Annotated in this window: 14 protein-coding genes and 1 pseudogene; 6 read left to right on the top strand and 9 right to left on the bottom strand. The window is 67.9% G+C overall.

The window, feature by feature from the left end; genetic code table 11:
- Window positions 1-15: 15 nt before the first annotated feature.
- A complete protein-coding gene (locus tag GLA29479_RS19745) occupies window positions 16-678 on the top strand; it encodes a hypothetical protein (RefSeq protein WP_057972596.1) in 663 nt (220 codons plus the stop codon).
- Between the two features lie 133 nt (window positions 679-811).
- On the opposite strand, the gene GLA29479_RS19740 is transcribed toward GLA29479_RS19745, so the two are convergent.
- The 3 genes and pseudogenes from GLA29479_RS19740 to coaBC all read right to left on the bottom strand — a co-directional run bounded on the left by GLA29479_RS19740 (window position 812) and on the right by coaBC (window position 4,999).
- Window positions 812-3,112 (bottom strand): phosphomannomutase/phosphoglucomutase, encoded by a 2,301-nt coding sequence (locus GLA29479_RS19740; RefSeq protein ID WP_057973281.1) that lies wholly within the window; start codon window positions 3,110-3,112, stop codon window positions 812-814.
- A 162-nt stretch (window positions 3,113-3,274) separates the two neighbouring features.
- Entirely contained in the window at window positions 3,275-3,733 is a 459-nt protein-coding gene (gene dut / locus GLA29479_RS19735; protein WP_057919374.1) for a dUTP diphosphatase, read from the bottom strand.
- A 49-nt stretch (window positions 3,734-3,782) separates the two neighbouring features.
- Window positions 3,783-4,999 (bottom strand): annotated as a pseudogene (coaBC, locus tag GLA29479_RS19730) (bifunctional phosphopantothenoylcysteine decarboxylase/phosphopantothenate--cysteine ligase CoaBC).
- A 170-nt stretch (window positions 5,000-5,169) separates the two neighbouring features.
- Between coaBC and radC the strand changes: the two are divergent.
- From radC to GLA29479_RS19710, 4 genes are all read left to right on the top strand, one after another.
- Window positions 5,170-5,844 carry a RadC family protein gene (radC, locus tag GLA29479_RS19725; protein ID WP_057973280.1) on the top strand — a complete coding sequence of 225 codons (675 nt, stop codon included), beginning with the start codon at window positions 5,170-5,172 and terminating at the stop codon, window positions 5,842-5,844.
- Window positions 5,845-6,041: 197 nt separating this feature from the next.
- A complete protein-coding gene (gene argS / locus GLA29479_RS19720) occupies window positions 6,042-7,730 on the top strand; it encodes an arginine--tRNA ligase (protein WP_057972595.1) in 1,689 nt (562 codons plus the stop codon).
- Complete coding sequence (locus GLA29479_RS19715; RefSeq protein ID WP_057972594.1) at window positions 7,731-8,669, top strand: SPOR domain-containing protein; 939 nt, start codon at window positions 7,731-7,733, stop codon at window positions 8,667-8,669. It abuts the gene before it with no gap.
- Between the two features lie 374 nt (window positions 8,670-9,043).
- A complete protein-coding gene (locus tag GLA29479_RS19710; RefSeq protein WP_057972593.1) occupies window positions 9,044-9,457 on the top strand; it encodes a hypothetical protein in 414 nt (137 codons plus the stop codon).
- Between the two features lie 172 nt (window positions 9,458-9,629).
- Here GLA29479_RS19710 and GLA29479_RS19705 read toward each other — a convergent pair whose 3' ends face one another.
- The 3 genes from GLA29479_RS19705 to speA form a co-directional block, all read right to left on the bottom strand.
- The gene (locus GLA29479_RS19705) at window positions 9,630-10,544 is read right to left on the bottom strand and encodes an NAD(P)-dependent oxidoreductase (RefSeq protein ID WP_057972592.1); all 915 of its coding nucleotides are present in this window, start codon (window positions 10,542-10,544) and stop codon (window positions 9,630-9,632) included.
- A gap of 243 nt (window positions 10,545-10,787) precedes the next feature.
- Window positions 10,788-11,039 carry a YciI family protein gene (locus GLA29479_RS19700; protein ID WP_057919380.1) on the bottom strand — a complete coding sequence of 84 codons (252 nt, stop codon included), beginning with the start codon at window positions 11,037-11,039 and terminating at the stop codon, window positions 10,788-10,790.
- Between the two features lie 9 nt (window positions 11,040-11,048).
- A complete protein-coding gene (gene speA / locus GLA29479_RS19695) occupies window positions 11,049-12,938 on the bottom strand; it encodes an arginine decarboxylase (protein WP_057972591.1) in 1,890 nt (629 codons plus the stop codon).
- A 292-nt stretch (window positions 12,939-13,230) separates the two neighbouring features.
- Between speA and speE the strand changes: the two genes are divergently transcribed.
- Window positions 13,231-14,097 carry a polyamine aminopropyltransferase gene (gene speE / locus GLA29479_RS19690; protein WP_057972590.1) on the top strand — a complete coding sequence of 289 codons (867 nt, stop codon included), beginning with the start codon at window positions 13,231-13,233 and terminating at the stop codon, window positions 14,095-14,097.
- Window positions 14,098-14,317: 220 nt separating this feature from the next.
- On the opposite strand, the gene GLA29479_RS19685 is transcribed toward speE, so the two are convergent.
- From GLA29479_RS19685 to GLA29479_RS19680, 3 genes are all read right to left on the bottom strand, one after another.
- Window positions 14,318-14,851, bottom strand: a complete 534-nt coding sequence (locus tag GLA29479_RS19685) for a tetratricopeptide repeat protein (protein WP_057972589.1) — start codon at window positions 14,849-14,851, stop codon at window positions 14,318-14,320.
- A 188-nt stretch (window positions 14,852-15,039) separates the two neighbouring features.
- Window positions 15,040-15,237 carry a hypothetical protein gene (locus GLA29479_RS24855; RefSeq protein ID WP_144436643.1) on the bottom strand — a complete coding sequence of 66 codons (198 nt, stop codon included), beginning with the start codon at window positions 15,235-15,237 and terminating at the stop codon, window positions 15,040-15,042.
- A complete protein-coding gene (locus GLA29479_RS19680) occupies window positions 15,234-15,722 on the bottom strand; it encodes a hypothetical protein (protein ID WP_057972588.1) in 489 nt (162 codons plus the stop codon). The genes GLA29479_RS24855 and GLA29479_RS19680 overlap by 4 nt, the downstream gene beginning before the upstream one ends.
- Window positions 15,723-15,921 lie beyond the last annotated feature (199 nt).

Below are 15,921 nucleotides of genomic sequence, written 5' to 3'. Positions count from 1 at the left end.
CGGCACGAGGGCGACATGAACCGACTCCATACCCTGCTGGTCAGCGCCCTGCTGCTGGCGCTCGCTACGCCGCTGGCGGCCGCCCCGACCAAGGACAAAGCCAAGCAGACCAACAAAAAGCTGTACTGCTGGAACGAAGGCGGTCAGAAGGTTTGCGGCGATGCCCTGCCCGCGCACGCGATCGACAGCGCGCGCACCGAGATCAGCGCCCGCAGCGGCTTGACCACGCGCCAGGTCGATCGCGCCCTGACCGCCGAGGAACGCGTCGCCGCCGAACAGGCCGCGCGCGCCGCCCGCAGCGCCGCCATGGCCGAAGAGGCGCGCAAGCGCCGCGACCACGCCATGGCCGAGTCCTACGCGACCGAGCAGGAGCTGCGCGACTCCTTCCAGGAGCGGATCATCCTGCTCGACGAGACCGTCAAGGCCTCGCAGCTCGGCATCGACGGCCGCCGCCAGACCCTGTTGAGCCTGCTGCGCCGCGCCGGCGAAGCCGAGCTCGGCACCAAGCCGGTCAGCAAGACCCTGGCCGACAACATCCGTCACCAGCACGAAGAACTGATGCACCAGCAGGACATGCTCAAGCAGCAGTTGCTCGAACGCAGCGTGGCCGACGACGACCTCGCCGCCGCCCTGGAGCGCTATCACGGGATGAAGGCGCGCCGGCCCAACCAGGGCTGAGCGCGGCTACTGCCGCCGACCGCATCGAGCGGCCGCGGCAGACCACTCCGGCAACGAAAACGCCGCGGCAAGCCGCGGCGTTTTGCTATGCGCTGTCGCCACGATGCCGGCCGGGCCGGCATCGCCTCGATGCTTAGAACGGCAGCTTCAAGTCCGGCTTCAGCGCCAGCAACTGGGCGCGGAACGCGTCCTGGATCCGCACCAACGCCTCGTGGGTGTCGGCGTCGAAGCGCATGACCAGGATCGGCGTGGTGTTGGATGCGCGCACCAGGCCCCAGCCGTCGGCGAAGTCCACGCGCAGGCCGTCGATGGTCGACAGACGCGCGCCTTCGAACGAAGCCTCGGCGACGAAACGCTCGACGAAGCTGTGCGGGTCGCCGTTGGGCGCGTCGACCTTGATCTCGGCGGTGGCGACGCCGCTGGGCAGGGCGTTGAGGGTGTCGCTCGGGCTCTGCGGCTGCGCCGACAGGATCTCCAACAGGCGCGCCGCCGAATAGATGCCGTCGTCGAAGCCGTACCAGCGCTCCTTGAAGAAGAAGTGGCCGCTCATCTCGCCGGCCAGTTCGGCGTCGGTCTCGCGCATCTTGGCCTTGATCAGCGAGTGACCGGTCTTCCACATCAGCGGGCTGCCGCCGTGGCGCAGGATGTGGCCCGGAAGGCGGCCGGTGCACTTGACGTCGTAGATGATCATCGCGCCCGGGTTGCGCTCGAGCACGTCGGCCGCGAACAGCATCAGCAGGCGGTCCGGGAAGATGTTCTGGCCGTCGCGGGTGACTACGCCGAGGCGGTCGCCGTCGCCGTCGAAGGCGATGCCGAGATCGGCGTTCAGACGGTCGACCATCTTGATCAGGTCGACCAGGTTGTGCGGCTCGCTCGGATCCGGGTGGTGGTTCGGGAACTCGCCGTCGATCTCGCAATACAACGGCGTGACCTCGGCGCCGATCGCGGCGAGCACGCGCGGACCGACGTCGCCGGCGACGCCGTTGCCGGCATCGACGACCACCTTGAGCGGACGGTCGATCTGGATGTCGGAGGCGATGCGCTGGACGTAGTCCTCGGAGATGTCGCGCTGCGACAGCGTGCCGGGCTCGTTGGCGGTGTGCAGGCGGCCGCCGACGATGCGCTGGTACAGGTCGGTGATGGCCGTGCCCGACAGGGTCTCGCCGCCGACCACGACCTTGAAGCCGTTGTAGTCCGGCGGGTTATGGCTGCCGGTGACCGACACGCAGGAACCCGCACGCAGGTGATAGGCGCCGAAATAGACCAGCGGGGTCGGCGCCAGGCCGATGTCGACGACGTTGCGGCCGGCCTTGCGCAGGCCGGCGATCAAGCCTTCGATCATCGCCGGGCCGGACAAACGGCCGTCGCGGCCGACCACGATCTCGGTCAGGCCCTGGTCGTGCATCACCGAACCGATGGCGTGGCCGATCATCTGGGCGATGCCGGGGTCCAGGCTCTGGCCGATCACGCCGCGGATGTCGTAGGCGCGGAAGATTCCGCCATCGATGGCCACGGCCTTGGGCGCGGCGGAATTCTGGCTGTCGGTCACGTTGGCATCGGTCGCTTCGAGTGGAGAGACCGACATGGTCTCAGCCAAAGTCTGAACCGGGCCTTCGTCTTCGACCGGCACCGTGCGGTACGCACGTTGACGCAGGCGCATCAGCACGAATGCCAACAGGCCGAACACCACCGCGGCAATGAAGCAGCTCAGGGCGCCGAGCCCCAGCGGGCCGCCGGGCACGTCCGGCACGGCCGCGGCCAGGCGCAGGTCGCTGCCGGGGATCTTGGCCGCCATCGCCTCGGCGCCGTTGCCGAGCGAGGTGTCGCCGCGTTCGATCACGCTGAAGCCGCCCTGGCGCAGGGCCAGGTAGCTGCTGCCGTCGACGTCGGCCTTTTCGATGCCATCGCTGATGCGCTGCAGAGGCAGCTGCAGATAGGCCACGCCCACCAACTGCTCGCCGGCGCGCGCCGGCGCGGCCAGCGCCAGCACCGGCTTGCCGCCGTCGCGCACGATCGCCGCAGTCGGCTTGTCGGCGACGATCGCCGCTTCCATCGCCGCGAGCCGGCCGTAGCCGCTCTTCGGCAGTTGCGCGTAGTCGCCGGCCAGGTCGGGCGGCAGGACCACGCCGGCCTTCGCCCCCGGCCAGCTCTGGGTCAGCAGGGTCGCGGCGCGCTGCAGGTCGCCCGCTTGCAGCGCGGCCTGCATCTCCGGGGCCGCCATGCGCTCGCGCAGGCGCTTGTGCTCGATGCCGAGGGCGTCGTGGGCGGTACTGATCGCCTTGTCGCGCGCACTGACTAGGTCGGTCCGGCGCGAGGCGTCCCGATGTTGCTGGATACCGCTCCAACCGAACCACAGGGTCAGCAGCAGGCAGACGAACGCCGCCGGCAACAGCACGGGCTTGATTTGCGCCAACGACAGCTGCGGCTTTTCCATTTTCACATCGACCATTGCCAGAACCTTTCCCCTGTCTGTGCCTTGCGCGGGCGATACCCCAGTCTGCACCGGGGCCGCGGATCATTCCGTCGACTGTGCCTCGTGGCGCGGTCGCTCCCGTGGTTGTCTAGCACGATGTGTGCCATGGCACCCGTAATACGCTCAACGCACCCCGGTATGACCGAAACCGCCGCCCCCGCGCGCGCTGCTTTCGAACTCCTCGACCACCTGCAGGCTGGCCCGCACGATCGGCAGGACCACCAACTGGGCGATCCGATCCCCCGGCTGCATCGTAAAAGTCTCGCGGCCCCGGTTCCACACGCTGATCAGCAGCGGGCCCTGGTAGTCGGCGTCGATCAGGCCGGTGCCGTTGCCGAGCACGATGCCGTTCTTATGGCCCAGCCCCGACCGCGGCAGGATCACCGCGCACAGGGTCGGGTCGCCGAGGTGGATCGCCAGCCCCGACGGCACCAAGGCGGTGTCGCCCGGGTGCAGGACCAGCGGCTCGTCGAGCGCCGCGCGCAGGTCCAGGCCGGCGCTGGCCGGGGTCGCATAGCTCGGCAAAGGCCATTCATGGCCATGGCGCGCGTCGAGGATCTTGAGTTCGAGCGTGTGGTTCATTGATTTAGAAGTCCGGACAGGGAGGGCGCCGCCGCGCGGCGGGCGCGGCTCAGGCCGGCCAGCGCGCGAGGATCAGGTCGAGCAGTTCGTCGGCAAGCTGGGTCTTCGGCGCCGGGCCGAGGGCGCGGGCGCCGTCGCGCCAGTACACGGTGAGCGCGTTGTCGTCGCTTTCGAAGCCGCTGCCGGCCACGCCGACGCGATTGGCCGCGATCAGGTCGACCCGCTTCTTTTCCAGCTTGCCACGGGCATAGAACTCGACGTCGTGGGTTTCGGCGGCAAAACCGACCACCAGGGTCGGGCGCTGCGGATGCGCGGCGACCTCGGCCAGGATGTCGGGCGTGCGCACCAGCTCCAGGGTGAGCTGCTCGTCTTTCTTCTTGATCTTGCCGGGCGCGACCTGCGCCGGCGCGTAGTCGGCCACGGCGGCGGCGCCGATGTAGGCGTCGGCCGGCAACGCGCCGATCACCGCCTCGCGCATCTGCCGGGCCGAACGCACGTCGATCCGCTCAACCCCGGCCGGGGTCGCCAGGGCGACCGGGCCGGCGACCAGCACCACCCGGGCGCCGCGCCGCGCCGCGGCCTCGGCGATCGCGAAGCCCATCTTGCCGCTGCTGCGGTTGCCGATGAAGCGGACCGGATCGATGTCTTCGAAGGTCGGGCCGGCGCTGACGACCAGGCGCCGGCCGGCGAGGCTGGCGCCGCTCATGGGTTCGCTCCGGCGAGGGCGGCGACCAGCTCCAGCGGTTCGAGCAGGCGGCCCGGGCCGGACTCGGGTTCGGCCATGCGCCCCTCGCCCGGCCCGAAGAACGCCACGCCGCGGCCGCGCAGGGTCGCGACATTGGCCTGGGTGGCCGGATGGCCCCACATACGGTGATTCATCGCCGGGGCGATCGCGACCGGCGCTTCCGAGGCCAGGCACAGGGTGCTGATCAGGTCGTCGGCGAAACCGTGGGCGAGCTTGGCGATCATGTCGGCGGTGGCCGGCGCGATCAGGATCCGTTGCGCCCAGCGCGCCAGTTCGATATGCCCCATCGCCAGCTCGGCCGCCTCGTCCCACAGCGAGCTGCGGACCGGGTGGCCCGACAGGGCCTGGAAGGTGGCGGCACCGACGAAGCGGGTGGCGTTCTCGGTCATGGCCACGCGCACCTGGGCGCCGGCGTCTTGCAGGCGCCGCACCAGGTCGGCCGCCTTGTAGGCGGCGATGCCGCCGCAGACGCAAAGCAGGATGCGCTGGTCGTGCAGCGGCAGGGAATTGTCTTGCGCCATGGGCGGGCCGGAGCTCGTTCGGTTCTCAATGCAGGTTCGGAGACGATGGGTGATGCGGCCGCGACGAACGCCGCGTCGGCGAATCCCTACATCTTCTCGGCGGTCTAGCTTACCCGATGCCCCGCACGCCCCCGATGCCGCCCCGGGCCGGCGCCGCGCAGGATGCGCCCATGAGAATCCACGAATGGCCGAGCGCGGAACGCCCGCGCGAAAAATTGCTCGCCCACGGCAGCGGCTCGCTGTCGGACGCCGAGCTGCTGGCGATCTTCCTGGGCTCGGGCCTGCGCGGCGAGGACGCGGTCGGCACCGCCCGCGGGCTGCTGACCGAGCACGGCCCCTTGCGCGACCTGCTCGACCAGCCGCCGGCCAAGCTGGTGCGCATGCGCGGCATCGGCACCGCCCGCGCCTGCGCCCTCAAAGCCGCGCTGGAACTGGCCACGCGCTGCCTGCGCGCCGAGCTCGACCGCGGCACTGCCCTGACCGACCCGGAATCGGCCGGGCGCTACTTCGCCCAGCGCCTGCGCGGCCTGCAGCACGAGGTGTTCGCGGTCATGTTCCTGGACGCCCGCCACCGCGTGATCGGCTTCGAGGAAATGTTCCAGGGCACCATCAACGGCGCCGAGGTGCATCCGCGCGAGGTGGTCCGGCGCGCCCTGCAGCGCAACGCCGCGGCGGTCATCGTTGGCCACAACCACCCCAGCGGCAACGCCGAACCAAGCCAGGACGACCGGGCGGTGACCGCCCGCCTGAAGCAGGCCCTGTCCCTGGTCGAGATCCGCCTGCTCGACCATTTCGTGGTCGGCGACGGCCTGCCGATCTCGATGGCCGCCCGCGGCTGGGTCTGAGCGGGGAGCCGGGAGCGAGGAGGGAGCAGGGAGGAGTGAGGAAAGAGTGAAGGCCAGCGCAAGGCCCTGCCGGATGATCGGCTCCACTCACTCCTCACTCCTCCGCACTCACTCCTGCTCCGGGCCCGCCGCCCGGGCGGGCCCGGAAGCTTGTAAAATGCGCGGTTCCGTACCGCCTTGCGAAAGCGCACTCCCCTGTGAAAGCCACCCTATATGCGCTCGTCGCGCAGGCCATCGATGCATTGCGCGCAGCCGGTACCGTGCCGGCCGACCTGTCCACGCCCGATTTCGTCATCGAGCGTCCCAAGACCCGCGCCCAGGGCGACTTCTCGACCAATGCCGCGATGCTGCTGGCCAAGCCGGCGCGCAGCAATCCGCGCGAGATCGCGCAGAAGCTGATCGACGCGCTGCCCGCCAGCGCCGATCTCGGCCGGGTCGAGATCGCCGGGCCGGGCTTCATCAACTTCCACGTCGACGAAGCCGCCTGGCGCCGCCAGCTCGGCGAGGCGCTCGCCCAGGGCGCGCAGTACGGCCGCAACGCCAGCGGCGCCGGCCGTCGCGCCGGCGTCGAATACGTCTCGGCCAACCCGACCGGCCCGCTGCACGTCGGCCATGGCCGCGCAGCGGTGATCGGCGACTGCATCGCGCGCGTGCTCGACGCCAACGGCTGGAACGTCGCGCGCGAGTTCTACTACAACGACGCCGGCGTGCAGATCAACAACCTGGCGATCTCGGTGCAGGCGCGCGCGCAAGGCCGCACGCCCGGCGACACCGACTGGCCCGAGGACGGCTACCGCGGCGACTACATCGCCGACGTCGCCCGCGCCTACCTCGACGGCGCCACGGTCGAGGTCGACGGCCACAGCATCGCCGGTGCCGGCGATGTCGACGATCTCGACGCGATCCGCCGTTTCGCCGTGGCCTATCTGCGCCGCGAGCAGAACGCCGACCTCGCCGCCTATGGCGTCGGCTTCGATGTGTACTTCCTCGAAAGCTCGCTGTACGAGCAGGCGAAAGTCGAGGAAACCGTGCGCGAGCTGATCGCCCACGGCCACACCTACGAAGAGGGCGGCGCCTTGTGGCTGCGGTCGACCGATTTCGGCGACGACAAAGACCGCGTGATGCGTAAGTCCGACGGTACCTACACCTATTTCGTGCCGGACGTCGCCTATCACCTGAGCAAGTGGCAACGCGGCTACGAGCGCGCGATCACCGAACTCGGCGCCGACCATCACGGCTCGCTGGCGCGCGTGCGCGCCGGCCTGCAGGCGCTCGACGTCGGCATTCCGCAAGGCTGGCCCGAGTACGTGCTGCACCAGATGGTCACGGTCATGCGCGGCGGCGAGGAAGTGAAACTCTCCAAGCGCGCCGGCAGTTACCTGACCCTGCGCGACCTGATCGACGAAGCCGGCCGCGATGCGGTGCGCTGGTTCCTGATCGCGCGCAAGCCCGATTCGCAGCTGACCTTCGACATCGACCTGGCGCGTTCGCAGTCGATGGACAACCCGGTCTATTACGTCCAGGTCTCGCATGCGCGCATGTGCGGCCTGATGCGCCAGCTCGCCGAGCGCGGCCTGTCTTACGACGCCGCGCACGGCCTGGCCCAGCCGCTGGACCTGAACGACACCGCCGCGCACGAGCTGATCGTGACCCTGCTGCGCTATCCGGACGTGGTCGCGGTCGCCGGCCGCGACCTGGAGCCGCACCAGATCGCCGGCTATCTGCTCGAGTTGGCGCAGACCTTCCAGACGTATTACAACGACCACCAGTTCCTGGTCGACGACGACGCCCAGCGCCATGCGCGCCTGGTGCTGGCCGCGGCGACCCGCCAGGTGCTCGCGAACGGTCTCGAACTACTTGGGGTGAACGCCCCGGAGGTAATGTAAGTGGCAGCACGACGCGGAAAATCTCAGGCCAAGCGCAACCAGGGCAACGACAGCCTGCCGGGCTGGGCCTGGGGCGTGATCGGGCTGCTGCTGGGTGTCGTGCTGATCCTGGTCGCGCCCAAGTACCTCAAGTCCGACGGCGACGGCTTCTTCCGTCCGCAGCCGAACCCCGACGCCCAGCCGGCCGCGGTCACCGCCGATGAAGAGCCGGTCGCGCCGGAAGACAGCGCTGCGCCGGCCAAGCCGGCGCGCAACGCCGATGCGGCCGACCCCAAGGCCAACGACGACAAGACCGGCAAGGACGGCACCGACTACGACTTCTATACCCTGCTGCCGGGCAAGGAAGTCGAGATGAGCGATGCCGAACTCGCCGCGACCGAAGCCGCCGAAGAACAGCGTCGCGCCGCCCAACAGCGCAGGAACGCGCAGAACGCCGCGACCCAGCCGCAACCGGTGCAGGCCGCGACCGCGGTGCAGACCGCGGCGCCGACGCGGGCGCCAACCGCCGCGACGAGCACCGCCGCGACGACGGTCAGCCTGCCCAAGCCGGTCGATACCATCGCCGTCGAGCCGGCCCGCACCGCAGCACCGCCGGTCCAGGTCGCCAGCGCGACCCCGCCGCCGGCCACCTCGGTCACGCCGAAGCCGCCGGCCGTCGCCGCCACCCAGGGCAACGTCGCCAAGCCAGCCGCCGCGGCCAGCGACAACACCCGCTATCTGCTCCAGGCCGGCGCGTTCCAGGCATCGGGACAGGCCGAGGAAATGAAGGCCAAGATCGCGATGCTCGGCCTCGGCGCGCGCGTCGAGTCGGCGCAGATCAGCGGCAAGACCGTGTACCGCGTGCGCATGGGCCCCTACGGCACGGCCAGCGACCTGGCCGACGCCAAACGCAAGCTCGCCGATGGCGGCCTGCCCGGCATGGCGATCAAGGTGCAGTAAGCCCCGCCGCTGCGGCGGCGACAGGCGTAAAAGAAAAAGGCCGGGCCGCAAGCCCGGCCTTTTTATCGGCCGCGATCCGCGCGCAAGGCCGTCAACGGCACTCGCGCCGTTGACGGCCCGCAACACTGCGTCGCCTTCCACCGCCCACTCGCCTCCAAGCGCCGCCCGCATCCCGCGACCCGAGATTCGCCCGGTCCGGCAGTCGCCGCACCCGAGTCGCCCAGTCGTCGGGCAAAAACTGCCGCGCTGCGTCACCGCGCGTCGGCGCAGCGCCACCTTCCGGCAGCGCGCCCGGTCACAGCGCGACGCCGGTCACCCTGAGTCGCAGCAGCGTCGAAGTAGACTGCGCCGGCTACGTAGTCGTTGGGGATCGGATGGACAAGCGCATTCTTCTGGGCTGCCTGAGTGCGGCAGGCGTGCTGTTGTTTTTCGGCATTTTCATTAAGTTCCTGGGGTTGGACGCGAGGCAGGCGATCGAGACCGGCGCCGGCGCGATTCCGCTGCTCGACGTATTCGGGGCCTTGATCGCCATGGGCGTCGGTGGCGCGATCGCTCGGCACGCGCATTTCCGCTGGATCGCCCTGTTGCTGATGGTGGCGATGTGGGTGCTGACCCTGTCGATGATCGTTTCGATGGCCCTGCCCGACAGTCCGCTGCCGATGCGTTCGCTGGCCGGCGCGCTGCGCTACAACGCCCTCGCCATCGTCCTGACCGTCGTCGCCGCTTTCGCCGGCGCCATCCTCGGCGAGCGCATCGCGCAACGACGCAGCCGGCCGGCCACCCGCTGATCCGCATCTCCACTCACTCGCACCACGCGCTCCCGGGGTAGGAGCGGCGCAAGCCGCGGCCACGCACCGCCGGCCGCGACGCAACGGCAGCAAACCCCATCCCCACACGACAAAAAACCCGCACGCTGGCAGCGTGCGGGTTTTTCGTTGTTCGCCGGAACCGGACTGGCGCTCAGGCCTCGACGCTGGCTGCAGCCCCCGGTGCCGCATCCGATTCTTCGACCACCACCGCCGGCCGCACGCGCTTGAGCGCGATCAGGGCCGAGGTGTCCGACTCGCCGTAACCGCGTTCGATCAGCTCGGCGTAATCGGCTACGGCCTGGTCGATGGTCTGGGTACGGATGCCGCTGTCGCGGGCGATGCCCTGGACGATGCGCAGATCCTTGAGCATGTGCAGACACTTGAAGCCGGGCGCGAACTCGTCGCGCAGCATGGTCGCTCCGCGCTTGTCGAGGAACCAGTTGCTCGCCGCGCCGGCCATCAAGGTCGGCAACAGGCGCTCCGGGTCCAGGCCGAGCTTCTCGCCGAGCGCCAGGCCTTCGCAGACCGCCTCGTTGATGCCGGCGACCAGGATCTGGTTGATGGCCTTGGTCGCCTGACCGGCACCAGTCGCGCCCATGTGGGTGATGCGTGCGGCATAGGCGTCGATCACGTCGCGCACGCGCTCAAGCTGGGCTTCGTCGCCGCCGACCATGATCGACAGCTTGCCGTTGCGCGCGCCTTCGACGCCGCCGGACACCGGCGCATCGAGGAAACCGATGTCGTGCACGGCGAGCAGCGCGGCCGCGCGGCGTGCGGTTTCGACCGACACGGTCGAATGGTCGACCACGATCGCGCCGGGCTTGAGCACTTCGGCCAGGGCCGCGACGTTCTCCAGCACGTCGGCGTCGAGCGAGACACACAGCACGACCAGATCGCAATCGGCGAAGTTGGCCGCCGAGCGGGCCGCGCGCACGTCCAGCTCCGATGCCATCGCATCGGCCTTGGCCTGCGTCCGGTTGCCGACCGCGGTCAGCACGCCCTTGCTGTGCACGTAACGCGCCATCGGCGCGCCCATGGCTCCCAGACCGATTACCCCTACTTTCATTTCGACCTTCTGCCCATGCGGGCGTTAAATATTTCAAAGAACCATGATGCCGCGCCGTCGGCGGACCGCCCGACCGGCTGTGGACAGTACCGCGATCCCGCCCGGCCGTCGTGCGACCGGCGTTGCCGGACGACGTCGCTGCGCCCCAGTCTGGGTCTACAGGCTCCCCTGCTGCCTGAACGCGCCGAGCCGCGCGCGGTGAAACCGGCTTGCGCCGCTGAACTCGGCGCGCTCAGCCCGGGCTCAGGCCTGCCATTCGTAGACGTCGATGCGCGACGAGCCGCTCAGGTGCAGCGGATCGCGAAACGCCATCACCCGGGCTTCGTCGAGATCCGACGCGCGCAGCACGTAAGCGCCGCCGCTCTTGTCGCCGAACCCGCCGGCCAGTTCCAGCCGGCCTTGCCCGCGTAGTTCGTCGAGGAAGTCCCGATGCGGGCCGATCTGGTCCGTGTCGAACTGCGGCAGGCGCATGGCCATAACCAGATAGCGGTTCATCGTCATCGCTCAGGCCACCGGCGAGTCGTCGAGATAGGTGTAGCCGGTCAAGCCGGTTTCCAACGCCTCGTCGAGACGGCGCGCCTCATCGGCCGGCAGGTTGGCGGCGGCGACCTTGCTGCGATACGCCTCGCGCAGGTCGGCCAGCTTGTAGCCGACATAATCGAGCATGACGTCGGTGGTGTCGCCGCGGCGCTGCTGCGCAAGGCGATAGCCGTCGCCGTCCACGCGCACTTCGACCGCGTCGGTGTCGCCGAACAGGTTGTGGATGTCGCCGAGAATTTCCTGATACGCGCCGACCAGGAAGAAGCCCAGGCGGTAGCTCTCGCCCGGCTTCAAGGCGTGCAGCGGCAAGGACGTGTCCAGGCCTTCGTTCTCGACGTAGGTGTCGATCTTGCCGTCGGAATCGCAGGTCAGGTCGGCGATCACGCCGCGCCGGTCCGGCACTTCGTCCAGGCGCTCGATCGGCACGATCGGGAACACCTGGTCGATCGCCCACACATCCGGCATCGACTCGAACACGCTGAAATTGACGAAATACTTGTCGACCAGGCGCTCGTTCAATTCGTCGAGCAGGTCGCGGTGGCTCTTCTCGCTGCCGTCCAGGCGCGCACGCACCGCATGCGCGATGGCGTAGAACAGATCGTCGATGCGCGCACGGTGGGTCAGGTCGATCTGGCCGAGCGCGTACAGCGACAGGCCTTCGCCATGGTGATGCTGGGCCTCGTGGAACAGCTCCACCGCCGGGCGCTGGTCGAGTTCGTCATGGATCTCGCGCAGGTGACGGATCACCGCCGGCTCGTCGTCGTGCGCCGGCGGCACGCGGCCCTCCGGCGCCTCCTCAATCTCCGACACGTTGGCGACCAACACCGCGTGGTGCGCGGTCATCGCGCGGCCGCACTCGGTGACCAGGCGCGGCGGGGTCAGGCCGTATGCCTGGCAGGCCTCGGCGAGCGGCTGGATGATGTTCGAGGCGTACTGATTGACGCCGTAATTGATCGAGCAATAGCTGCGCGAGCGAGTGCCTTCGTAGTCGATGCCCAGGCCGCCGCCGACGTCCATATAACGCACGTTGGCGCCGAGCTTGGACAGTTCCACGAAATAGCGGGTCGCCTCGCGCATGCCGTTGGCGATGTCGCGCACGTTGGAGATCTGCGAGCCCATGTGGAAATGCAGCAGGCCCAGGCAATCCTGCAGGCCGTTGTCGCGCAACTGCTTCCACAGGTCCAGCACCTGGCGCGGGCTGAGCCCGAACTTGGCCTTGTCGCCGCCGCTGTTCTGCCACTTGCCGGCGCCGAGCGAGGCCAGGCGCATGCGCACGCCGAGGCCCGGCTTCACCCCGAGCGCTTTGGCTTCCTCGAACACGACCTGCAGCTCGGATGGCTTCTCGACCACGATGTAGGTCTCCATGCCGAGCTTGCGACCGATCAAGGCCAGGCGGATGTACTCGCGGTCCTTGTAACCGTTGCAGACGATCAGCCCGCCGGGCCGGCTCAGCGCCAGCACCGCCATCAGCTCGGGCTTGCTGCCCGCTTCCAGGCCGAAGCCTTCGCCGGCGTGCGAGGCCAGCGTGCCGGCCACGCCCTGGTGCTGGTTGACCTTGATCGGGTAGACCGCGGTGTAGCCACCGGTGTAGTCCCAGTCGCGCATGGCCTGGGCGAACGCGCTCTGCAGCTTGCCGAGGCGGTCGCCGAGGATGTCCGGGAAACGCACCAGCATGGGCAGCTTGGCGCCGGCGGCGCGGGCGGCGTCGACCACCTCGGGCAGCGCCACGGTCGGGCCGCGCTCGCCGCGCGGGCTCACCGCGATCCGGCCAGCGGCGTCGATGTCGAAATACCCTTCGGACCAGTGGGGGATCGAGTAGGTCTTGCGGGCCTGATCGAGCGACCAGTCGGACATCGGCGTGTTACCGGACAGTGTGGGGAACGCGCATTCTACAGGCCGTACCCCCGCTGGGGACCCGCCGCGGGGGCCTGGGCCGGCCGGATCGGCAAACCCGGGGCGCTCACGACGTCCGTTCATGCAGGTCCGCTACAATCCGCGCCCCCGGCCTCGAAAGCGTGGCCCTGAAACCCGCTGCCGGCCAGGCGCGCCCGCGCCGATCCGATCCAGCGATCACGCGGCACCGGCGCTCGACACCGTCCCACGCAGCAACGCCCAACCCGCACGGCCTTTATCAGGAAGCAACGGCATGACTACCGAACCGACGTGGCACTACGAAAACTTCGAGCCGACCGGCTCGTCCATCGGCTACCGCGTCACCCGCAAGCTCGATGAAGTCCAATCGCCGTTCCAGAAGATCGAGATCTTCGAGACGACCGACTGGGGCAACCTGATGCTGATCGACGGCGCGGTGATGCTGACCACGCGCGACAACTTCCTGTACCACGAGATGATGTCGCACCCGGCGCTGTTCACCCATCGCGCGCCGAAGAACGTCGTCATCATCGGCGGCGGCGACTGCGGCACCCTGCGCGAAGTGCTCAAGCACGACGGCGTGACCGAAGCGGTGCAGTGCGACATCGACGAGCAGGTCACGCGCATGGCCGAGAAGTGGTTCCCGGAACTGTGCGACCGCAACGACGACCCGCGCGCGCAGCTGCTGTTCGACGACGGCATCGCCTACATGGCCAACCGCGCGCCGAACAGCGTCGACCTGATCATCGTCGACTCCACCGACCCGGTCGGCCCGGCCGAAGGCCTGTTCAACAAGGCCTTCTACGAAAGCTGCTTCCGCGCCCTGCGCGAGGACGGCATCCTGGTCCAACAGTCCGAATCGCCGTTGATGCTGATCGAGCTGATCAAGGAAATGCGCGCCGAGATGGGCAAGGCCGGTTTCAAGACCTTCAAGACCCTGCCTTTCCCGCAGCCGTGCTACCCGACCGGCTGGTGGAGCTGCACCCTGGCGCGCAAGCATGCCGATCAGAAGGGAGGCGACTTCGAGTTCCGCGAAGCCGACGCCCAGGCCAAGACCTTCGCCAGCAAGTACTACAACGCCGGCATCCACCGCGGCGCGCTGTCGACCCCGGCCTTCGTCGCCGAAGCGCTGGGCGAGTAAGCCCCGCGCGGCGCGATCGATCGCGCTTGGTGTCGGTCAACAAAAAGCCCCGCTCACGCGGGGCTTTTTGTTGCAGCAACCGCAGGAACATTGCTTCGCAGCGATTTCGACTGAGCCGCGAAATCTGCCGTCGGTCGACGGCGATGATCTATCCACCCGTCGTTGCCGTTACCTCCCGATGGCCGCGCAGGCAGTAACCAGCCCTCGCCATCGATCGCGCTTACTCCTGCGGCTTCACCCCGAGATAAGCGCCCGCGACATATTCGGTGATCCACGGATTGTCGTTCTCCAGCTCGAACGCCCGGTCGAACATGCGCTCGGCCGTCGCGCGGTCGCCCTGCAACAGGTAGTGCGCACCGATTTCCGCATGCGCCTTGGCATCGTCGCGGTTGCCGGCGATGAACCGATCGAACAAAGGCTTGGCCTTCGCCCACTCCCCGGCTTCCGCGTACACGCGCGCGATGCGATACACATCGCTGTCCTCGTGCTTGCCCGAGAGAATCGCGTCGAACACCGCCTGCCCCTGCGCCTTCAAGCCGCCGAGGTAATACACCCGGCCGGCCCCGATACGTTCCCAGCTGCCGTTCTTGCCGGCCTGCACGAGCGCCAGCTCCAACAATGCCTTGGCGGCATCTTCGGGCGCTTTCTGGTGGTAAGCCGTAGCGGAAGGCTGCTGTTTCTTCGCGCCATGCCCGATACCGGTGCCAGCGACGAACAGCAGTGCGGCGGCGGCCGCCGTTAAATGTAATTTCATAAGAATATGTTGCCCCTGTTTGGAGTTCGATCCTAACAGGTGCAGATCGACAGTTCGATATGCGGATATATGTGCTTTTCAAGCGATATCTGCGCTTCGCCTATTACCGATTCAAGCCGATGACTGCCATCGGACGCGATATCGAACAGTTTTTTCTCACAACGCGCCTGTGTACAAATTCAATCGAGCTACGGTGCCGGCGTGGAGGGTTTCGACCAGCGAACTCCTTGGCGCTCCAGCTCGGCAATGATCTGATCCACCATGTCCTTCGCGGGGAAACCGCGAACATCCAAAGTCGCGGTGGTCGATCCCGCAACGACCGGACGATCAGCCGCGTCCTCGAATAGCCAATAGACTTTGAAGGAATAGGCGTTGACGCCCGTCACCTGCGCGGCCCTTGCCAGGTCCAGCGCATGCCTGTGTTGTGCGCCAGCCGCTCGGGCAGCAAAACCAGGCGATGCGTCGCCGGCAGCGAAGCTTCTTGCGCACGATGACTCCGCGCCAGCTCCAAGGCATTGGTCTTCGCCTGATCGCTCAAGACCTTCACAGACCCGGTCTCTATCGGGCTAATGGTGTGGCGAACGACGTTCGAAGACGGGAGCGCAGCGCCGCCTGCCAACGCATCGATCGAAGAAACTTTCAGGCCGCGCTCCTCGAAACCCTGAGCGAGCACGACGCGGAACCTCTCACTGTCCTTGCTCAGACGTTTGCTGCCTGAAGAGGCGATCTCCGGGACTAGCTCTTGGGCGAAGAAGTAGACGCTGAGGAGTTTCTGGCGCCCGCAATGGCTCTCTGCAACAGGGAGGTCAATCAGCGCCGATATATCAACAAAGAACCACTCATCAGCGAATAGCCAAACCCTTTTCGCCACAATTTAAAGTACAAGGAGAAATCTATATCAGCAGCCACCAAAGGAGACATTAAGTACCATTTCAAATCGAAATCCGCGGCCACGCCATAGCACGCCTCATACAGTGCTCCAACCTTCTTATCTTTTACTACGCGATGAGACCGAACGTAATCACCGACAATTTCGACCAGCCAAGCATGAGGACCGTCTTGATTACGAA

The sequence above is a fragment of the Lysobacter antibioticus genome (assembly GCF_001442535.1).
In the GTDB taxonomy this organism is placed as follows: Bacteria; Pseudomonadota; Gammaproteobacteria; order Xanthomonadales; family Xanthomonadaceae; genus Lysobacter; species Lysobacter antibioticus.
This window is presented reverse-complemented; position numbering and strand designations above follow the sequence as displayed.

Coding starts and splice junctions, on each gene's coding strand:
- GLA29479_RS19745 (WP_057972596.1), top strand. CDS start 16: ATGAACCGACTCCATACCCTGCTGGTCAGCGCCCTGCTGCTGGCGCTC.
- GLA29479_RS19740 (WP_057973281.1), bottom strand. CDS start 3,112: ATGGAAAAGCCGCAGCTGTCGTTGGCGCAAATCAAGCCCGTGCTGTTG.
- dut (WP_057919374.1), bottom strand. CDS start 3,733: ATGAACCACACGCTCGAACTCAAGATCCTCGACGCGCGCCATGGCCAT.
- radC (WP_057973280.1), top strand. CDS start 5,170: ATGAGAATCCACGAATGGCCGAGCGCGGAACGCCCGCGCGAAAAATTG.
- GLA29479_RS19710 (WP_057972593.1), top strand. CDS start 9,044: ATGGACAAGCGCATTCTTCTGGGCTGCCTGAGTGCGGCAGGCGTGCTG.
- GLA29479_RS19705 (WP_057972592.1), bottom strand. CDS start 10,544: ATGAAAGTAGGGGTAATCGGTCTGGGAGCCATGGGCGCGCCGATGGCG.
- GLA29479_RS19700 (WP_057919380.1), bottom strand. CDS start 11,039: ATGAACCGCTATCTGGTTATGGCCATGCGCCTGCCGCAGTTCGACACG.
- speA (WP_057972591.1), bottom strand. CDS start 12,938: ATGTCCGACTGGTCGCTCGATCAGGCCCGCAAGACCTACTCGATCCCC.
- speE (WP_057972590.1), top strand. CDS start 13,231: ATGACTACCGAACCGACGTGGCACTACGAAAACTTCGAGCCGACCGGC.
- GLA29479_RS19685 (WP_057972589.1), bottom strand. CDS start 14,851: ATGAAATTACATTTAACGGCGGCCGCCGCCGCACTGCTGTTCGTCGCT.